This window comes from Streptococcus sp. V940 (assembly GCF_054353495.1).
Genome location: NZ_JBTHHZ010000001.1, coordinates 299,315 through 314,985, shown reverse-complemented (window position 1 = coordinate 314,985; position 15,671 = coordinate 299,315). Strand labels below are relative to the sequence as shown.

General features: G+C 39.4%; 22 protein-coding genes. 1 reads left to right on the top strand and 21 read right to left on the bottom strand.

Features of this window, described 5'->3' with window-relative positions; all coding sequences use genetic code 11:
* The first annotated feature begins 57 nt into the window (after positions 1-57).
* Positions 58-1,026, top strand: coding sequence for an NAD(P)/FAD-dependent oxidoreductase (locus ACXYSM_RS01715; RefSeq protein WP_458634129.1), 969 nt, complete (start codon positions 58-60; stop codon positions 1,024-1,026).
* Positions 1,027-1,117: 91 nt separating this feature from the next.
* Here ACXYSM_RS01715 and ACXYSM_RS01710 read toward each other — a convergent pair whose 3' ends face one another.
* From ACXYSM_RS01710 to ACXYSM_RS01610, 21 genes are all read right to left on the bottom strand, one after another.
* Complete coding sequence (locus ACXYSM_RS01710; RefSeq protein WP_458634128.1) at positions 1,118-1,357, bottom strand: hypothetical protein; 240 nt, start codon at positions 1,355-1,357, stop codon at positions 1,118-1,120.
* 5 nt (positions 1,358-1,362) lie between these two features.
* On the bottom strand, positions 1,363-1,764 hold the full coding sequence (locus tag ACXYSM_RS01705; protein WP_458634127.1) for a hypothetical protein: 402 nt from the start codon (positions 1,762-1,764) through the stop codon (positions 1,363-1,365).
* Complete coding sequence (locus tag ACXYSM_RS01700) at positions 1,746-2,993, bottom strand: Mbeg1-like protein (RefSeq protein WP_458634126.1); 1,248 nt, start codon at positions 2,991-2,993, stop codon at positions 1,746-1,748. The genes ACXYSM_RS01705 and ACXYSM_RS01700 overlap by 19 nt, the downstream gene beginning before the upstream one ends.
* A 3-nt stretch (positions 2,994-2,996) precedes the next feature.
* Positions 2,997-3,383: a DUF1310 family protein gene (locus ACXYSM_RS01695; protein WP_000743073.1), complete on the bottom strand. Its 387-nt coding sequence runs from the start codon at positions 3,381-3,383 to the stop codon at positions 2,997-2,999.
* Between the two features lie 47 nt (positions 3,384-3,430).
* Complete coding sequence (locus ACXYSM_RS01690; protein ID WP_458634125.1) at positions 3,431-3,733, bottom strand: hypothetical protein; 303 nt, start codon at positions 3,731-3,733, stop codon at positions 3,431-3,433.
* A 4-nt stretch (positions 3,734-3,737) separates the two neighbouring features.
* Positions 3,738-4,124 carry a DUF1310 family protein gene (locus tag ACXYSM_RS01685; protein ID WP_458634124.1) on the bottom strand — a complete coding sequence of 129 codons (387 nt, stop codon included), beginning with the start codon at positions 4,122-4,124 and terminating at the stop codon, positions 3,738-3,740.
* A 47-nt stretch (positions 4,125-4,171) separates the two neighbouring features.
* Positions 4,172-4,396 (bottom strand): hypothetical protein, encoded by a 225-nt coding sequence (locus ACXYSM_RS01680; RefSeq protein ID WP_458634123.1) that lies wholly within the window; start codon positions 4,394-4,396, stop codon positions 4,172-4,174.
* A complete protein-coding gene (locus tag ACXYSM_RS01675; protein ID WP_458634122.1) occupies positions 4,393-4,788 on the bottom strand; it encodes a DUF1310 family protein in 396 nt (131 codons plus the stop codon). The genes ACXYSM_RS01680 and ACXYSM_RS01675 overlap by 4 nt, the downstream gene beginning before the upstream one ends.
* Positions 4,789-4,835: 47 nt before the next feature.
* A complete protein-coding gene (locus tag ACXYSM_RS01670; RefSeq protein ID WP_458634121.1) occupies positions 4,836-5,060 on the bottom strand; it encodes a hypothetical protein in 225 nt (74 codons plus the stop codon).
* Positions 5,053-5,451 carry a DUF1310 family protein gene (locus ACXYSM_RS01665; RefSeq protein WP_458634120.1) on the bottom strand — a complete coding sequence of 133 codons (399 nt, stop codon included), beginning with the start codon at positions 5,449-5,451 and terminating at the stop codon, positions 5,053-5,055. The genes ACXYSM_RS01670 and ACXYSM_RS01665 overlap by 8 nt, the downstream gene beginning before the upstream one ends.
* A 142-nt stretch (positions 5,452-5,593) precedes the next feature.
* On the bottom strand, positions 5,594-6,505 hold the full coding sequence (whiA, locus tag ACXYSM_RS01660; RefSeq protein ID WP_458634119.1) for a DNA-binding protein WhiA: 912 nt from the start codon (positions 6,503-6,505) through the stop codon (positions 5,594-5,596).
* Positions 6,502-7,479 (bottom strand): YvcK family protein, encoded by a 978-nt coding sequence (locus tag ACXYSM_RS01655; protein WP_458634118.1) that lies wholly within the window; start codon positions 7,477-7,479, stop codon positions 6,502-6,504. Before ACXYSM_RS01655 ends, whiA begins: the two co-directional genes overlap by 4 nt.
* Entirely contained in the window at positions 7,476-8,366 is an 891-nt protein-coding gene (gene rapZ, locus ACXYSM_RS01650) for an RNase adapter RapZ (RefSeq protein ID WP_458634117.1), read from the bottom strand. The genes ACXYSM_RS01655 and rapZ overlap by 4 nt, the downstream gene beginning before the upstream one ends.
* Positions 8,367-8,417: 51 nt before the next feature.
* Positions 8,418-8,798 carry a RidA family protein gene (locus ACXYSM_RS01645; protein WP_001140424.1) on the bottom strand — a complete coding sequence of 127 codons (381 nt, stop codon included), beginning with the start codon at positions 8,796-8,798 and terminating at the stop codon, positions 8,418-8,420.
* 9 nt (positions 8,799-8,807) lie between these two features.
* A complete protein-coding gene (yihA, locus tag ACXYSM_RS01640; RefSeq protein WP_049494688.1) occupies positions 8,808-9,395 on the bottom strand; it encodes a ribosome biogenesis GTP-binding protein YihA/YsxC in 588 nt (195 codons plus the stop codon).
* 8 nt (positions 9,396-9,403) lie between these two features.
* A complete protein-coding gene (gene clpX / locus ACXYSM_RS01635; RefSeq protein ID WP_458634116.1) occupies positions 9,404-10,636 on the bottom strand; it encodes an ATP-dependent Clp protease ATP-binding subunit ClpX in 1,233 nt (410 codons plus the stop codon).
* Between the two features lie 31 nt (positions 10,637-10,667).
* Positions 10,668-10,838 carry a hypothetical protein gene (locus ACXYSM_RS01630; protein ID WP_000442255.1) on the bottom strand — a complete coding sequence of 57 codons (171 nt, stop codon included), beginning with the start codon at positions 10,836-10,838 and terminating at the stop codon, positions 10,668-10,670.
* Entirely contained in the window at positions 10,838-11,344 is a 507-nt protein-coding gene (locus ACXYSM_RS01625; protein ID WP_458634115.1) for a dihydrofolate reductase, read from the bottom strand. The genes ACXYSM_RS01630 and ACXYSM_RS01625 overlap by 1 nt, the downstream gene beginning before the upstream one ends.
* 128 nt (positions 11,345-11,472) lie before the next feature.
* Positions 11,473-11,991, bottom strand: a complete 519-nt coding sequence (locus ACXYSM_RS01620; protein ID WP_458634114.1) for a Dps family protein — start codon at positions 11,989-11,991, stop codon at positions 11,473-11,475.
* 149 nt (positions 11,992-12,140) lie between these two features.
* The gene (locus ACXYSM_RS01615; RefSeq protein WP_458634113.1) at positions 12,141-13,922 is read right to left on the bottom strand and encodes an ABC transporter ATP-binding protein; all 1,782 of its coding nucleotides are present in this window, start codon (positions 13,920-13,922) and stop codon (positions 12,141-12,143) included.
* Positions 13,923-13,932: 10 nt separating this feature from the next.
* On the bottom strand, positions 13,933-15,669 hold the full coding sequence (locus tag ACXYSM_RS01610) for an ABC transporter ATP-binding protein (protein WP_458634112.1): 1,737 nt from the start codon (positions 15,667-15,669) through the stop codon (positions 13,933-13,935).
* Between the last annotated feature and the right edge of the window lie 2 nt (positions 15,670-15,671).

Genomic DNA, 15,671 nt, shown 5'->3' with positions numbered 1-15,671 from the left:
TTAAATTGGTAGAAAATATGATAGAATAAAATGATAAAAATGAAATAAGGAGAAACCATGTCTGAATTATATGATATTACCATCATAGGGGGTGGCCCAGTTGGTCTTTTCGCAGCCTTTTATGCAAATTTACGTCAAGCTAAAGTACAAATCATTGACTCTCTTCCTCAATTAGGTGGTCAACCTGCCATCCTTTATCCTGAAAAACAAATTCTTGATGTCCCAGGTTTCCCGAATCTCACTGGTGAAGAATTAACGAATCGCTTGTTGGAACAATTAAAAGGTTTTAATACACCTGTACACCTCAACGAAACTGTTCTTGAAATTGAAAAAGAGAATGATGTATTTAAGATAACAACTACTAAAGGTATTCATAGTAGTAAAGCTGTTATTATCGCTATGGGTGGTGGAGCTTTTAAACCACGTCCACTTGAATTAGATGGTGTTGACGGTTATGAAAATATCCATTATCACGTTTCTAATATTCAACAATATGCTGGCAAGAAAGTAACCATCTTGGGTGGAGGAGACTCTGCGGTAGACTGGGCCCTAGCTTTTGAAAAGATTGCTCCTACTACTCTAGTTCACCGTCGAGACAACTTCCGTGCCCTCGAGCATAGTGTACAAACTTTGCAAGAGTCTTCTGTGACTATCAAAACACCATTTGTGCCAAGTCAACTTCTTGGAGATGGTCAAACTCTGGACAAACTGGAAATCACAAAAGTTAAATCAGATGAAGCCGAAAGCCTTGAACTGGACCACCTCTTTGTCAACTATGGCTTCAAATCATCAGTTGGTAATCTTAAAAATTGGGGATTAGAACTGAATCGTCATAAGATTATCGTCAATAGTAAGCAAGAATCAAGCCAGGCTGGAATTTACGCTATCGGCGACTGCTGCTACTACGAAGGTAAGATTGACCTGATTGCGACAGGTCTTGGCGAAGCACCTACTGCTGTCAACAATGCCATCAACTACATTGACCCAGAACAAAAAGTACAACCAAAACACTCTACAAGTCTATAAGAAAAAAACCACGAATCCTAGGATTCGTGGTTTTAGAGTTCATCTGCAATAAAAAGCAACTTACTGGAATTTTACCTTAAAAACTAAAAGTCTACTTTGTACCATTTAAAGCATCTGGATATTCTTTACTCTTTGTTTCTATAGTTTCAACTACTTTTGTAGAAAATTCACCCTTCATCGAACTATCAATGTTTTTCGAAACTTCTTTCAAACTTTCTTGAGCACTTAATAGAGAAATCTTCATATATTTTTCTGTATCTTTTTCTATATTTCGTAGAGCTTCCTCGCCCCCTGCGAAAAAATCATTAATGTAATCAAATACATTCGCCATGATCCTTAACCTCGTTCTTCTAAGCGTCTTTGATGCTCCTGTGCTCTGTCAAGCTCATCTTCTAAGAGACGGTGTTGTCGCTTGTAATCCTGTTCGAGCTCCAATTCTTCTTGTTCGAGTTGCCCTTGTCTATTTCTATACGCCATCTCGATTTGCTGACTAAAGTTGGATGCTAACCGATTAGATTGATAACGCCATTCGGTTGTATCTCCACCTATCTGGTCCAAGCAATGAGCAACAATTTGATGCTTTTCTTCAATCATATGACGCAACTGTTGAAACTTATAGTTTGCTTCTTCGTACTGGTTTTCGATTTTTTTATAAGAACGTCGATAGTCATCCTCACATTCTTCAATACGTTGGCGCTTTTTCCTAATTTCATCCTCTATCATGTCATACTCTCCCATTGCTTAAATTCATTAGCTAATTCTTTATCTTCATCTAATTTTTTCTGAATACCGTTTTTGATTTGCTTTTCTAATTCTGTAAAATCTTTCTCTAATTGTTTCGCAGTATCAAGAACTGGAGTAAACCTCTTTTGAATGACACCAATAGTTGTTTCATAGTTCACCCCTCCCTCAGAATAGGCAACCTCAGTTTCATACGGACTTAGAATAAAACCCCAAGGAACATTACTACAAGATACAAGCACTTCACTTGCATCTTGAACCCCTTCATTATATATTTTTTTGAGAACGCCTAGCTCTTCTGTTACAATATAGCAAATACCTGAAGCCGTAAGCTTAGCTTGTTCAGAGTCGAGAAAGATTTGCTCATTTGATGTAAACCCATCAGCAGCTAGACTCTTCTTAATCCTTTTGAAACTCTCCATTTTAATCAGAAAGTTGTTATAAGCGACTGTACTGGTATTGGAGAGAATTTCAATTTTCCCATCCTTATCTAAGCGATAACCATAGGTCATATGCTGATTTACAAAACCTTCTTGTTCACTATCTACATAATAAACCATACCTACAGAACCGATACTACCCTTGTTAGGATCTCTTCCAACCATGCTAATCTTATCTTTAGGGTCAGCATAGTTGTAGATACGTCCTTTAATCTGATCGACAATTTTTCTCTGTTCAGGGCTAAGGATTCGGTAGACATCAGGTCCGTTGTAGATATAAGCCTGTTGGATTCGTTCGATTTGGGCCGCTTCAAGAGCAGCCATAGCATACTGAGCATCCATAGATCCAAGCGAATGCCCGTAAATGTTAATCTTGGCATTGGGATATTTTTCCATGATATCTTTCAAAGCTCTGGCAGAGGCCTTTAATTGTTCAGTAGATTGATCGCGATCGCTGAGGTCACTTTGCATGATGATTCTCTTAGCTATTACTGAATCATTTTCTGCCCAGTCATTCCAGACATCTGGTGCTTCATTCAAAATATGATCTGGACCCGTAGAACCACGAAAGAGAACCGTTACTTCCTGTACATCCTCAGCATTTTCTTTGGGATTTTTTACAACTGCATAAACCTGCTCGCCAGCTCCTGTGGTATTGTTGTAGACTTGGGTGACAGTGCCAATTTGATCACCATTAGGAGTTTCCGCTATACGATTCAATCGTAAATCTTTATATTCAGCCATTGCAGTTTGAAGATTAACTTCACTCACATATTCTTCAGTCATGATCTACTCTCCTAACAACTTACTCAACTCTCCAGAATATGTATAGCCACTGGGCTCTAATTTCCCCTCGCTATTTCTTACAATACCGAATTGAATATCTAATTTTTCATTATTATTAATATAAGTTTTAACCTCTATACCTCCCATTGGATTATAATATAAACTTTCATTATCAATCACATAGTCACGGATAATTCCTTCTTTAGTAAAAGCTTTTGGATCTTTCTTTTTCATATATTCTTCATAAATTTTTCTCGCCTCATCGCTTGTTGCGATAGCTATCATTTCTTGTTTCTTTTGGTATTGGTGCATGCTACATCCTCCTACTGCGATTCCAATCACTGCTAAAATACTGATTAAAATAATCATACTTTTTTTAGGTTTTTTCATGGTGCCTCCTTTATGCTATCCTATCAATAAATTAGGAACGAACTTACTCATAGTATAGCATAATTTTCCTCTACGTCCTCAGCTTTTTCTTTGGGATTTTTTACAACCGCATAAACCTGCTCGCCATCACCTGACACGGTTTCCATGGTTCTTCCGGTAACACTCCCCCTTAAGGCCTCCAGTTCTTTTACTCCTGGTGGAAGAGTGACATGGCCAGTATTGTTGTAGACTTGGGTGACAGTGCCTAATTCCTCATTATTATGAGTTCTAGCAACATTATCTAACTTTAAATTTCTATATTCTGTCATAGCTATCTGAAGCTGTTTATCATTGACATATTCTTTTTCCATAACCCTATTCTCCAAGAAGTTTTGCTAATTTCCCTGAGTATATATAACCACTAGATTTTAAAATACCTTCATTATCTTTAACGATTCCAAATTGAAATTCCAAATCTTTATCATGATTCACATAAACTGTAACCTCCATCCCTCCCATGGGATTGTAGTATAGGCTTTCATTATCAATTTCATACGATTTGATAACACCATCGTCAGTTAAGGCATTTTGATCCAATGCTTTCATATGACTTTCATAAACCTTTCTTGCCTCATCACTTGTCGCGATGGCAATCATTTCTTGTTTCTTTTGGTATTGGTGCATGCTACATCCTCCTACTGCTATTCCAATTACTGCTAAAATACTGAATAATACTATCATACTTTTTTTAGGTTTTTTCATGGTGCCTCCTTTATGCTATCCTATCAATAAATTAGGAATGAACTTACTCATAGTATAGCATAAGTATCCTCTATATCCTTAGCTTTTTCATTGGGATTTTTTACAACTGCATAAACCTGCTCGCCCGCTCCTGTGGTATTGTCGTAGACTTGGGTGACAGTGCCAAGTTCTCTTTCATATTGGTCATATAAAGTTCTTCCTTCACCCATGTTATCCTGATACTCTGCCATTGCGGTTTGAAGGTTATCTTCTTTAACATAATTTTGTGTCATTCATTATTGCCTTTCAAAAGTTTGGATAATTTTGGTGAAGTAGAATAATATGCTGAATGGTATGAGCCATCTTTGTTTTCAATCAAATTATAATTTATATTTAATTCATTATCTTTGTTGATAATCACTGAAACCATTAATCCCCCCATTGGATTATAACTTAAGCTACTTTCATCAATCTCATAATTCTTTATAATTCCTTCATCGGTGAATGCTTTGGGGTCTTTTGATTTCATAAAATGTTCATAAACCTTCTTCGCCTCATCGCTGGTCGCAATGGCAATCATTTCTTGTTTTTTTTGATATTGGTGCATACTACATCCTCCTACTGCTATTCCAATGACTGCTAAAATACTGAATAAAATAATCATACTTTTTTTAGATTTTTTCATGGTGCCTCCTTTATGCTATCCTATCAATGAATTAGGGACTAACTTACTCATAGTATAGCATAACTTTCCTCTACATCCTCAGCATTTTCTTTGGGATTTTTCACAACTGCATAAACCTGCTCACCCGCTCCTGTGGTATTGTCGTAGACTTGGGTGACAGTGCCAATTTGATCTCCACTTTGAGTTTTCACAACATGATTTAAATCCATTTCAGAGTCATACTCTGTCATTGCTATTTGAAGATTTTTATCGTTTACATAGTCCTTAATCATTTTTTCCTTCTTCCAAAATCCTGTTTAGGTCACCAGTATATCCATAGTATGCAGTGCTATAGGTACCATCTCCATTATCTATTAAGTTAAAATTCATCCTAAGATCTTTTTTCCCGTTCAAAAATAAACGTACCATTAAACCTCCCATTGGATTATAGGAAAGTTTTTCTTTATCAATTTCATAACTCTTAATGATACCCTCTTCGGTCAGTGCTTTGGGATCTTCTTTCTTCAAATATTCTTCATAAACCTTTCTCGCCTCATCGCTGGTCGCGATGGCAATCATTTCCTGTTTCTTTTGGTATTGGTGCATGCTACAACCTCCTATTGTGATTCCAATGACTGCTAAAATACTGAATAATACTATCATACTTTTTTTAGTTTTTTTCATGGTGCCTCCTTTACGCTATCCTATCAATAAATTAGGTACTAACTTACTCATAGTATAGCATAAAAACGATTTCTCATCAAAATGCCTCACACATATTTAATGACTTCAAAAAAACAACCACGAATCATATGATTCGTGGTTGTTACAGTTCCTCGGCAATTTTATTAATCTTTCTCAGTCGATGATTGACACCACTTTTTGTGAGTGGATTTGTCAAACTGTCTGCCAATTGCTGGATAGAATAATCTGGATGTTGGATACGCAAATGCGCTACTTCCTGCAAATCGACTGGTAAGCTATCTAGTCCAACAGTATCAATGATTTTACTGATATTGTTGATGGTTTTCATGCTTGCAGAAACTGTCCGAGCGATATTGGCTGTCTCTGCATTATTGGCACGATTGAGGTCATTACGAGTTTCTCGGAGAATCTTGACACCTTCAAAAGTATCACGTGCCTGCATGGCTCCGACTAAAATTAAGAAATCCATAATATCTTCCGCTCTCTGAAGATAGGTCACCGCACCTTTTTTTCGTTCAATAACCTTGGCATCTAGCAAAAACTGCTGCAAAAGCGAAGCAAGCCCTTGGGCATGGTCCACATAAACCGAACTAATTTCTAACTGATACTTGCCTGACTCGGGATCTCTGATGCTCCCATTTGCTAAGAATGCACCACAGAGATAGGCACGACCCGCTTCCTCGTCTCCTAAAATATCTGGATCAATCCCTGTTTCCAAGCCAAAGAAAGAATCTGCTAAGCGTAAATCCGCTAACAGTTCTTGAACACGTTCATCTGTAAAAACAGTATAGACACGATTTTTTCGAAGATTGCTTCTCTGGTGGTGACGAATCTCAGACTTAATCCCATAAAAGTGTAAGAAAGATTCATAGAGATGACGAGCCAACTTGGCATTTTCTGTAATGACGGACAAGGTCAAACCAGAGCTCGATAAACCAATACTACCCGACATCTTGATAATAGCTGATAATTCATAACGACTCAGGTGATGCTGACTTAAAATTTCTTCTTTTACTGCTACTGTAAAACTCATTTTCTCACCTGTATGATACGCATGAGCTCATCTACGATTAAATCACCATCGTGAAAGGCTCCCCCATTTTCCAAGCGTAGAAAGTTGGATGAAATAACACGTGGGACTTGCTTACACAAACCTTCAAAATCATGCTCAACCTGCACCAAATATTCATCAAAACGGTTGGTATCCATATAGTCCCTCGGAACCTTTTCTATATTCACAAGGACAGTATCGATAAATGGACGACCCAAATGGCGATGCAAAACTTCTACGTGATCACTATCTGAGAAATGCTCAGTCTCTCCTCGCTGGGTCATAATGTTGCAGACATAAGCAATTTCAGCCTTGGTTTCCAGAAGCGCCTGACCAATTTCTTCAATAACGATATTCGGCAAAATCGAAGTAAAGAGTGAACCTGGCCCCAAGACAATCATATCACTCTCAAGAATGGTATTGACGACTCGGCGACTTGCCTGTGGTTTTTTATCATCCAGAGTATTGGTAACATAGACATGGTCAATCATTCCTGGATGATCTGCAATGTGACTTTCCCCAGCTACTTCTGATCCATCTTTGAAGACAGCATGGAGTGTCAAAGGATGGTCACTTGATGGGAAAATCTTCCCTGTAGTATGGAAGAATTTACTCAGCAATTGCATGGCATTGTAGGTTGAACCCTGCATTTCAGAAAGTCCTGCTATGATAATGTTCCCTAATGGATGACCGGCAAAAGCACCTGCATCCTCAGAAAAACGGTATTGAAAGACTTTCTCGTAAAATTTTGGCATATCTGACATGGCCACAAGGACATTACGCAAATCGCCTGGCGGTGTTAACTGTTGAATATTTTTACGAAGTTCACCTGAAGAGCCGCCATCATCAGCAACGGTTACAATGGCTGCGATGTCCACATCCTTTTCCCGTAGACTATTTAAAATAACAGGGATTCCGGTTCCTCCACCAATCACCGTAATTTTGGGTTTTCTCATGAACGGTTTACCGTTTCCTTTCTTCGGTCTTTATCACGATGACTTTCATTTACAGGCCAATCTTTAGATAAATCATTTGCTAATCGCTTGGCAAAAGCAACGCTTCGGTGTTGGCCACCTGTACAACCCACTGCAATGGTTAAAACAGATTTACCTTCTTTTTTATAACCCGGTAGAATTGGTTCAATCAAGGCTAACAAATGACGATAAAAATCTTCAGATTCCTTATGATTCATGACATAGTCATAAACTGCCTGGTCTTCACCTGTCTGGTTACGAAGTTCTGGGAGATAGTAAGGGTTTGGCAAGAAACGCACATCAAATACTAAATCGGCATCAATTGGAATGCCGTATTTAAAGCCAAAGGACATCACCTCAATACGGAAAGACTGCGTTTGTTCTTGGTCCGAAAATTGCTCTGCAATGGTCTTACGAAGTTCACGAGGTGTTAACTCTGTCGTATCTACCACGTTTTGACTCATGTTTTTCAAAGGAGCCAAGAGCTCTCGTTCCAACTTGATTCCATCTAAGATACGACCGTCTGCCGCAAGAGGATGGCTTCTTCTGGTTTCCTTATAGCGCGCCACCAATTCCTTATCAGCTGCATCCAAAAAGAGGATTTTGAAATCCAAATCATCTTGATTTTCCAATTCATCCAAGACTGCCTGAATCTCTGAAAAGAAAGAACGACTACGCATGTCCACCACTAGGGCTAACTTGTGGTCATCATCCTTGGTCTCTACCAACTGTAAAAACTTTGGCAAGAGGGCAGGTGGCATATTATCGATGGTGAAATATCCTAAATCTTCAAAAGATTGAATGGCTACCGTTTTCCCTGCACCACTCATCCCTGTTACAATCACTAGGTGAAGTTGTTTCATTGTCATCATAATCTCCTTATATCAAAAGAAGTTTGGAAGAACCAAACTTCAACTCGCTTATCCAATCTCTGCGATGACTTCAATTTCGACTTTTACATCGCGAGGAAGACGAGCTACTTCCACAGCTGAACGAGCTGGAAATTCCTTATTAAAGGCTGTTTGGTAAACCTCGTTAAAAGGTACAAAGTCGTTCATATCACTCAAGAAGCAAGTTGTTTTCACCACATGGTCAAAATCTGTTCCCGCTTCTGCTAAAATCGCTCCAATGTTTTTCAAGACTTGTTCTGTCTGTTCTTGAATCGTTTCTCCTACGATTTCTCCAGTTTCAGGAGATAGAGGAACTTGACCGCTAGCAAACAAAAGGTTGCCAACAATTTTTCCTTGAACGTAAGGCCCGATTGCCTTTGGAGCTTTATCTGTATGAATTGTTTTTGCCATATGTATTCCTCACAATTTTTCTAAAATAGCATCCCAAGCCTGGTCCATTCCTGCTTTTGTTACGGATGAAAAGAGGATAAAATCATCACTTGGATCGAAGTTTAATTTCTTTTTAATTGCTGATTCGTGCTTGTTCCATTTACCGCGCGGAATCTTGTCTGCCTTGGTCGCTACAATGATGACAGGAATCTCATAATATTTAAGAAATTCGTACATCTGTACATCATCTGCTGACGGATCATGACGAAGGTCAACGAGACTAACCACTGCTCGAAGATTTTCTCGAGTGGTTAAGTACTCCTCAATCATGCGTCCCCATTTTTCGCGTTCCTTTTTGGACACACGGGCATAACCGTAGCCAGGTACATCTACAAAACGCATCTTATCATCAATATTAAAGAAATTAAGTAGTTGTGTTTTCCCTGGTTTTCCAGAGGTACGAGCTAGATTTTTTCGATTGAGCATAGTATTGATAAAACTAGATTTACCAACATTTGAGCGACCTGCAAGAGCAATCTCAGGAAGTTCATCCTGCGGATAGTGGGACTTGTTGGCTGCACTCAGCAAAATCTCAGCATTGTGTGTATTGATTTCCATGGTCACCTCTAGGCTGTCTCTAGGATTGGCTTAGCTGTCCCATCAACCGCTTCTTTTGTGATACGAACTGTCTTCACATTTTCTTGACTTGGAACTTCGAACATAACATCTAGCATGGTTTCTTCGATGATTGAGCGAAGACCACGAGCACCCGTTTTACGTTCGATGGCTTTATTGGCAATTTCCTGAAGGGCTTCGTCATCAAATTCAAGCTCTACATCGTCATATGAAAGCAAGGTCTGGTATTGTTTCACCAAGGCATTTCTTGGTTCCTTCAAGATGCGAACCAAGTCATCTACGGTCAACTGCTCCAAGGCTGCAAAGACAGGCAAGCGTCCAATCAACTCAGGAATAATTCCGAATTTTTGAATATCTTCTGCGATGATCTCTTGCATGTAAGAGCTATTTTCATCAATTGCCTTGTTGTTTTGTCCAAAACCAATGACTTTTTCACCCAAACGCTGTTTGACAATTTCTTCGATTCCATCGAAGGCACCACCCACGATGAAGAGGATATTCTTAGTGTCCACTTGAATCATTTCTTGTTGTGGATGTTTACGTCCACCTTGAGGAGGTACACTAGCTACAGTTCCTTCGATAATCTTGAGGAGGGCTTGTTGGACCCCTTCACCAGAAACATCACGTGTGATAGAAACATTCTCACTCTTCTTAGCAATCTTGTCAATCTCATCGACATAGATAATCCCACGTTCTGCACGCTCGATGTTAAAGTCAGCTGCCTGCAAGAGTTTGAGGAGGATATTTTCAACATCCTCACCCACATAGCCAGCCTCAGTAAGAGCTGTTGCATCCGCAATAGCAAATGGTACATTCAAACTTTTAGCGAGAGTTTGAGCAAGGAAAGTCTTCCCTGAGCCAGTTGGGCCAATCATTAGAATGTTTGATTTTTGCAAATCAACATCTTCATGATCTTCGCGAGTGTCATGGAAATTGATGCGTTTGTAGTGGTTATATACAGCCACTGCAAGAGCACGTTTGGCACGATCTTGACCGATCACATAGTGGTTCAAGATGTTTAAGAGTTCAATAGGTTTTGGTACTTCAGACAAGTCTGCCAAAACTTCCTCAGCCAACTCCTCACGAATAATTTCCTGGGCCAACTCTACACATTCATTACAGATAAAGGCATTGTTCCCAGCGATTATTTTTTTAACTTCTTCTTGGCTTTTGCCACAAAATGAGCAATAAACCATCATATCATTTTTCCTATTTGTAGGCATGATTCCCTTCCGTTCTAACTATTCTTTCTATCTAAAATAAGGTCATATAAAAAGCATGAATGCTATTTACCAAGTTTGTAAAGGCATTAAGCCAAAGTAGAGTAGCAAGTCCAAAGCGCTTTTTACGAAAAGCGTGTGTTCCAGCTACAAGACAGACAGCACACAAGAGAGCTGTAAAAAATCCAAAAATACTGCGCTCCATTAGACTTCCTTTCTCTTTCTATATTCGATGGTAAAATTATAGGCATTTTTTTCATCTTTGCTATAAGATTTACTTGTAACGGTCTCAAAAACAGTCAAGTCAAAATCTTCAGGGAAATAGGTATCCCCTTCAACTTGAGCATGAATTTGTGTCACAATGATCTCATCCAGATAGGATTCAAAAAGCTGAAAAATCTGCTTTCCACCAAGGATGTACAGATTTTTATCCTGATGATGATACCAGTCCAAAACATCCTCAACACTTTGGAAAACCAATGCACCATCGATTGTTTCTTCGGGATTACGCGTCAAAATCAAGGTTTCACGCCCTGGAAGTAAACGTCGTCCCATTCCATCAAAGGTTACACGACCCATTAAAATGGCATGATTCAAGGTTGTTTCTTTAAAATGTTTTAACTCTGCTGGCAAATGCCAAGGAAGACGGTCATCTTTTCCGATTACACCCTTTTCATCTTGAGCCCAAATGGCTACGATTTTCTTTGTCATGCTTTCATCCTTTTCATTGATAGTTCTATTTTATCAAAAATCTTCAAAAAAGACTGTTTTGGAATGCCCTCCTGAATAGAAAAAAATCCGTAGAAAACTTCTACGGATTTTTAGAAAAATGCAGTATCTTACAAACCAGGTGCTTGTCCTAATTCTGCTGCAAGCATCCAGACTGTTTTTTCAAGGTCAGCCTTAGCACCAACGAAGATATCATTGGTAACATCATCGCCTTCTTCATCTGTTACATCCAAAGCTTTTTGGAAAAGAGTGATGAGGTAACGATAAATGTCAAGGACACGTTCCAAACTTTCTTCGACATTGCGGAACTCTCCAACTTCTTCTTCGATTTCACTGTGTTGAAGGAATTCTGTCAAAGTAGAGTATGGTTTCCCACCGAGTGTAATCAAGCGTTCGCTGATTTCGTCTAGGTAACCATCAAGGCTATCCATGTATTCATCCATCTTAGGATGCCATACCATAAAACCACGTCCGCGCATGTACCAGTGTACTTGATGAAGAGCGATATGTGCTACATACAAGTCTGCAACGGCTTGATTCAAAACTTTCTTTGTATTTACTAGCGCTTCAGGAGCTGTCTTAGATAATGTTGTTACATCTTTTAATGCATCTTTTTTCAATTCAACCATTTTTCTCACCTCATAATATTATTTTTGTAACCATATTTATTGATTACTACCTTAGTATACTACACCTAGTAGACAAAAGCAAGAAAATTAACCCATATTAAAAAAGTTGTAATTGACTGATAATTTAAGAAAATGAGTGGCTATTTACCCTAGCTATTTTCTCTGTTTTTACTAGAAAATTGACTTTGATAAAGATCATAATAGAAACCTTTTGCAGCCAAAAGACTTTCATGATTTCCCTGTTCGATTATCTGTCCATCTTTAAGTACCAAAATCTTATCAGCTTCTTGTATCGTAGAAAGTCGATGTGCAATGACAAAGCTTGTTCTTCCCTTCATCAAACGTTTCATGGCCTTTTGAATCAAGAGTTCTAAACGAGTATCGACTGATGAGGTCGCTTCGTCCAAAATTAAGATTTTAGGATCCGCCAAGAGAGCACGCGCGATCGTTAACAACTGTTTTTGCCCAAGAGAAATATTACTTGACTCTTGGTTCATTTCCATGTTATAGCCACCAGGAAGGGTGCGGATAAAGTGGTCAACATTGGCCGCCTTAGCAGCTTCAACGATTTCTTCATCTGTTGCATCCAGATTTCCAAAGCGAAGATTTTCCTTGATACTGCCTTCATAGAGCCAGGCATCCTGTAGGACCATCCCAAACTGTCGACGATAGTCCTGACGAGACAGATCACGAATATCATGGCCATCCACTAAAATGGCACCAGCTGTCACATCGTAAAAACGCATGAGAAGGTTAATCAAGGTTGTTTTCCCTGCTCCAGTAGGTCCTACGATGGCCACCATCTCTCCAGGTTCAACATCTAGGTTGAAATTACGAATCAATGGTTTGTTTTCCACATACTGGAAATCGACATTTTTGAAACTAACTTGACCTGTCAATGGTGCTAGTTCTTTCACTTCAGCAGTTTGGACTTCTTCCTGTTCATCTAGAACTTCGAAGACGCGATCAAGCGAAGACTTAGCACTTTGCATTTGTCCTGCTAATTGAGTGATATTTTGAATTGGTTGACTAACCTGCCACACATACTGAACGAAGGCCTGCATATTACCAATCGTCAAACGCCCTGCAATAACCTGCAATCCACCTAAGACTGCAACAATCAGGTAGGTTAAATCAGATACGATGTGAAGGGCAGGCATCATCAAACCTGAAATAAAGCTAGCCTTGAATCCGACTTGTTGCAATTCATCCGTAATCTTTTCAAATCTCTCTTGAGAGTTTTCTTCGCGTCCGAAAAGTTTTAAAACATTAAAACCTGTCAAGTTTTCTTGCACAAATCCATTCATTCGTCCCAATATAGCTGCCTGCTGTTTAAAGTACGGCTGCGAACGATTTAGAATCGTTTTAGCCCCAAAATAAGTCACTGGAATCGACAAGATAACAATGATAGCCAACTGAAGATTTAGATAGAGGACCATTCCCATAACAAAAATAATGGTAAAGACTGCATTAACAATCTGTAAGAAGGATTGTTGGAGTGCATTAGATACGGTCTCTACATCACTAGTAAAACGTCCCAGCAAATCTCCAAATTGGTGCTTGTCAAAGTAAGACACAGGGATGCGGTTGATTTTTTCGCTCATTTCATTTCGCAAATCCTGTATCATAGACTGGACAGCATTGGTCATGAAATAGTTTGAGTAGTAAGAACCCAACTCATAAAAAAGGCCACGCAAGAGATAGATCACCAGAATCACTGAGATATAGCTAGTATTAAGTCCAGCTCCTGCAACACCATTTGCCATGGCAAGGAGGTTGCTAGTTAACTCAGTGATAGCAAGCCCCAATACGAAAGGCTCGATAACACTCATTATGACGCTGACTATTTTCAAGAAGACTGCAAAGAAAACAGAGAAACGGTAGGCTTTTAAATAGCTCCATAGACGAGCTAGACTAGATTGTTGTTTCATCCTTTACCTCCTATTCTTCTGTCAGAGACGCATCTTTCAACTGCGACTCAGCAATTTCTCGATAGATATCATTGGTTACCATCAATTCTTCATGACGTCCACGACCAACGATTTCGCCCTTATCAAGGACGATAATCTGGTCCGCATCCATAATGGTTCCAACACGTTGCGCAACAATCAATACAGTAGCATCTTGAGTCACTTCCTTGAGACGACGGCGCAAGATAGCATCTGTACGGTAGTCCAAGGCTGAGAAGGAATCATCAAAGATATAGATATCTGGACCCTTGATGACTGCGCGGGCAATCGACAAGCGTTGCTTTTGACCACCTGATAGATTGCTTCCCCCTTCAGCCAGATGAGTTGCAAAACCTTCTTCTCGACTTTCGATAAAGTCTTTGGCTTGGGCTACATCAGCTGCTTGGTGCAAGTCCTCATGACTGGCGTCCTCTTTTCCGTAACGGAGATTATCTGCGATAGTCCCTGTAAAGAGCAAGGCTTTTTGTGGAATAAAACCAATTTTCTGGCGGAGTGATTTGAGACGGTAATCACGGACATCAACACCATCGACCTTAATTTTCCCCAGTGTAACATCATAAAAACGAGGAATTAACTGAACCAGAGTAGACTTACCTGACCCAGTCGAACCGATAAAAGCAATGGTTTCTCCCGGTTTAGCAGTAAAGGAAATATTATGCAACACAGGGCTTTCTGTTTCCCCAGGATAAGCAAAGGTCACATTTTCAAATTCTAGATAACCATGAGTTTCAGTCTCTTGAACTCCATCCTCGTTTGGGTCAATGGAAATGGGCATGTCCATGATTTCCTTCAAACGCTCACTAGATACAGCCGTACGTGGATACATGGTAAAGAGGTTTGACAAGAATAGGAAGGATAAGAGAGCGTGGAAACTATACTCGATAAAGGCAACCAAATCCCCAATCTGCAAACTTCCTTGCTTGAGAGGATCCAAAGCAAACCAAACGATAGCTACAATCATGGCAATAATGATTTGCACAAAAAGTGGTTCCGTCAAACCAGTTAATTTGAACAAGCGATTCGAATTATCCGCATAGATTGCATTTTTCTCTTCGAAACGTTTTTCTTGGAAGTCTTCACGAGCAAAGGCACGAATCACTCGCAAGCCCATCAAATTTTCACGGACATACTGGTTAATCTTGTCCAGTGTTTTCTGTTGCTTTTCAGATAAAGGACGCGTTTTGACCGCCACATAAATGACTACTACAGCTAGAAAAGGAACGGAAAAAGCGACAATCCAGGCCAGTGAGGGACTCGTCAAGAAAATCATGAGAATACTCGACAGCATCATCATGGGAGTGATGACACCCAACTTAAGCGTCTGTTCTGCAAACTGCATGAGGACAAAGGCATCACTGGTAATACGAGTAACTAGTGAAGACACACCGATTTGTTCATATTCGTGATGAGAATACTCTTGTAATTTAGCATAAACTTCATTTCGCATATCCTTAACCATATTAGTGGTCAATTTACTAGCAGCATAAGATAGCACAATCCGTCCAAATGTTCCCAAGACGATTATGACCAACATGATGATAGCCCAAAAATAGAGCTTGTCCTTGTCGCCTTGGTTGATTCCTTGGTCAATCATACGAGCAAGAACAGTCGGTAGACCTAGATTGACAATGACAAAGAAAATAGCTCCGAGAAAGTCTAAAATCAACCACTTGGGATAACGTTTGAGATAAGACCAAATATAAAGCATAA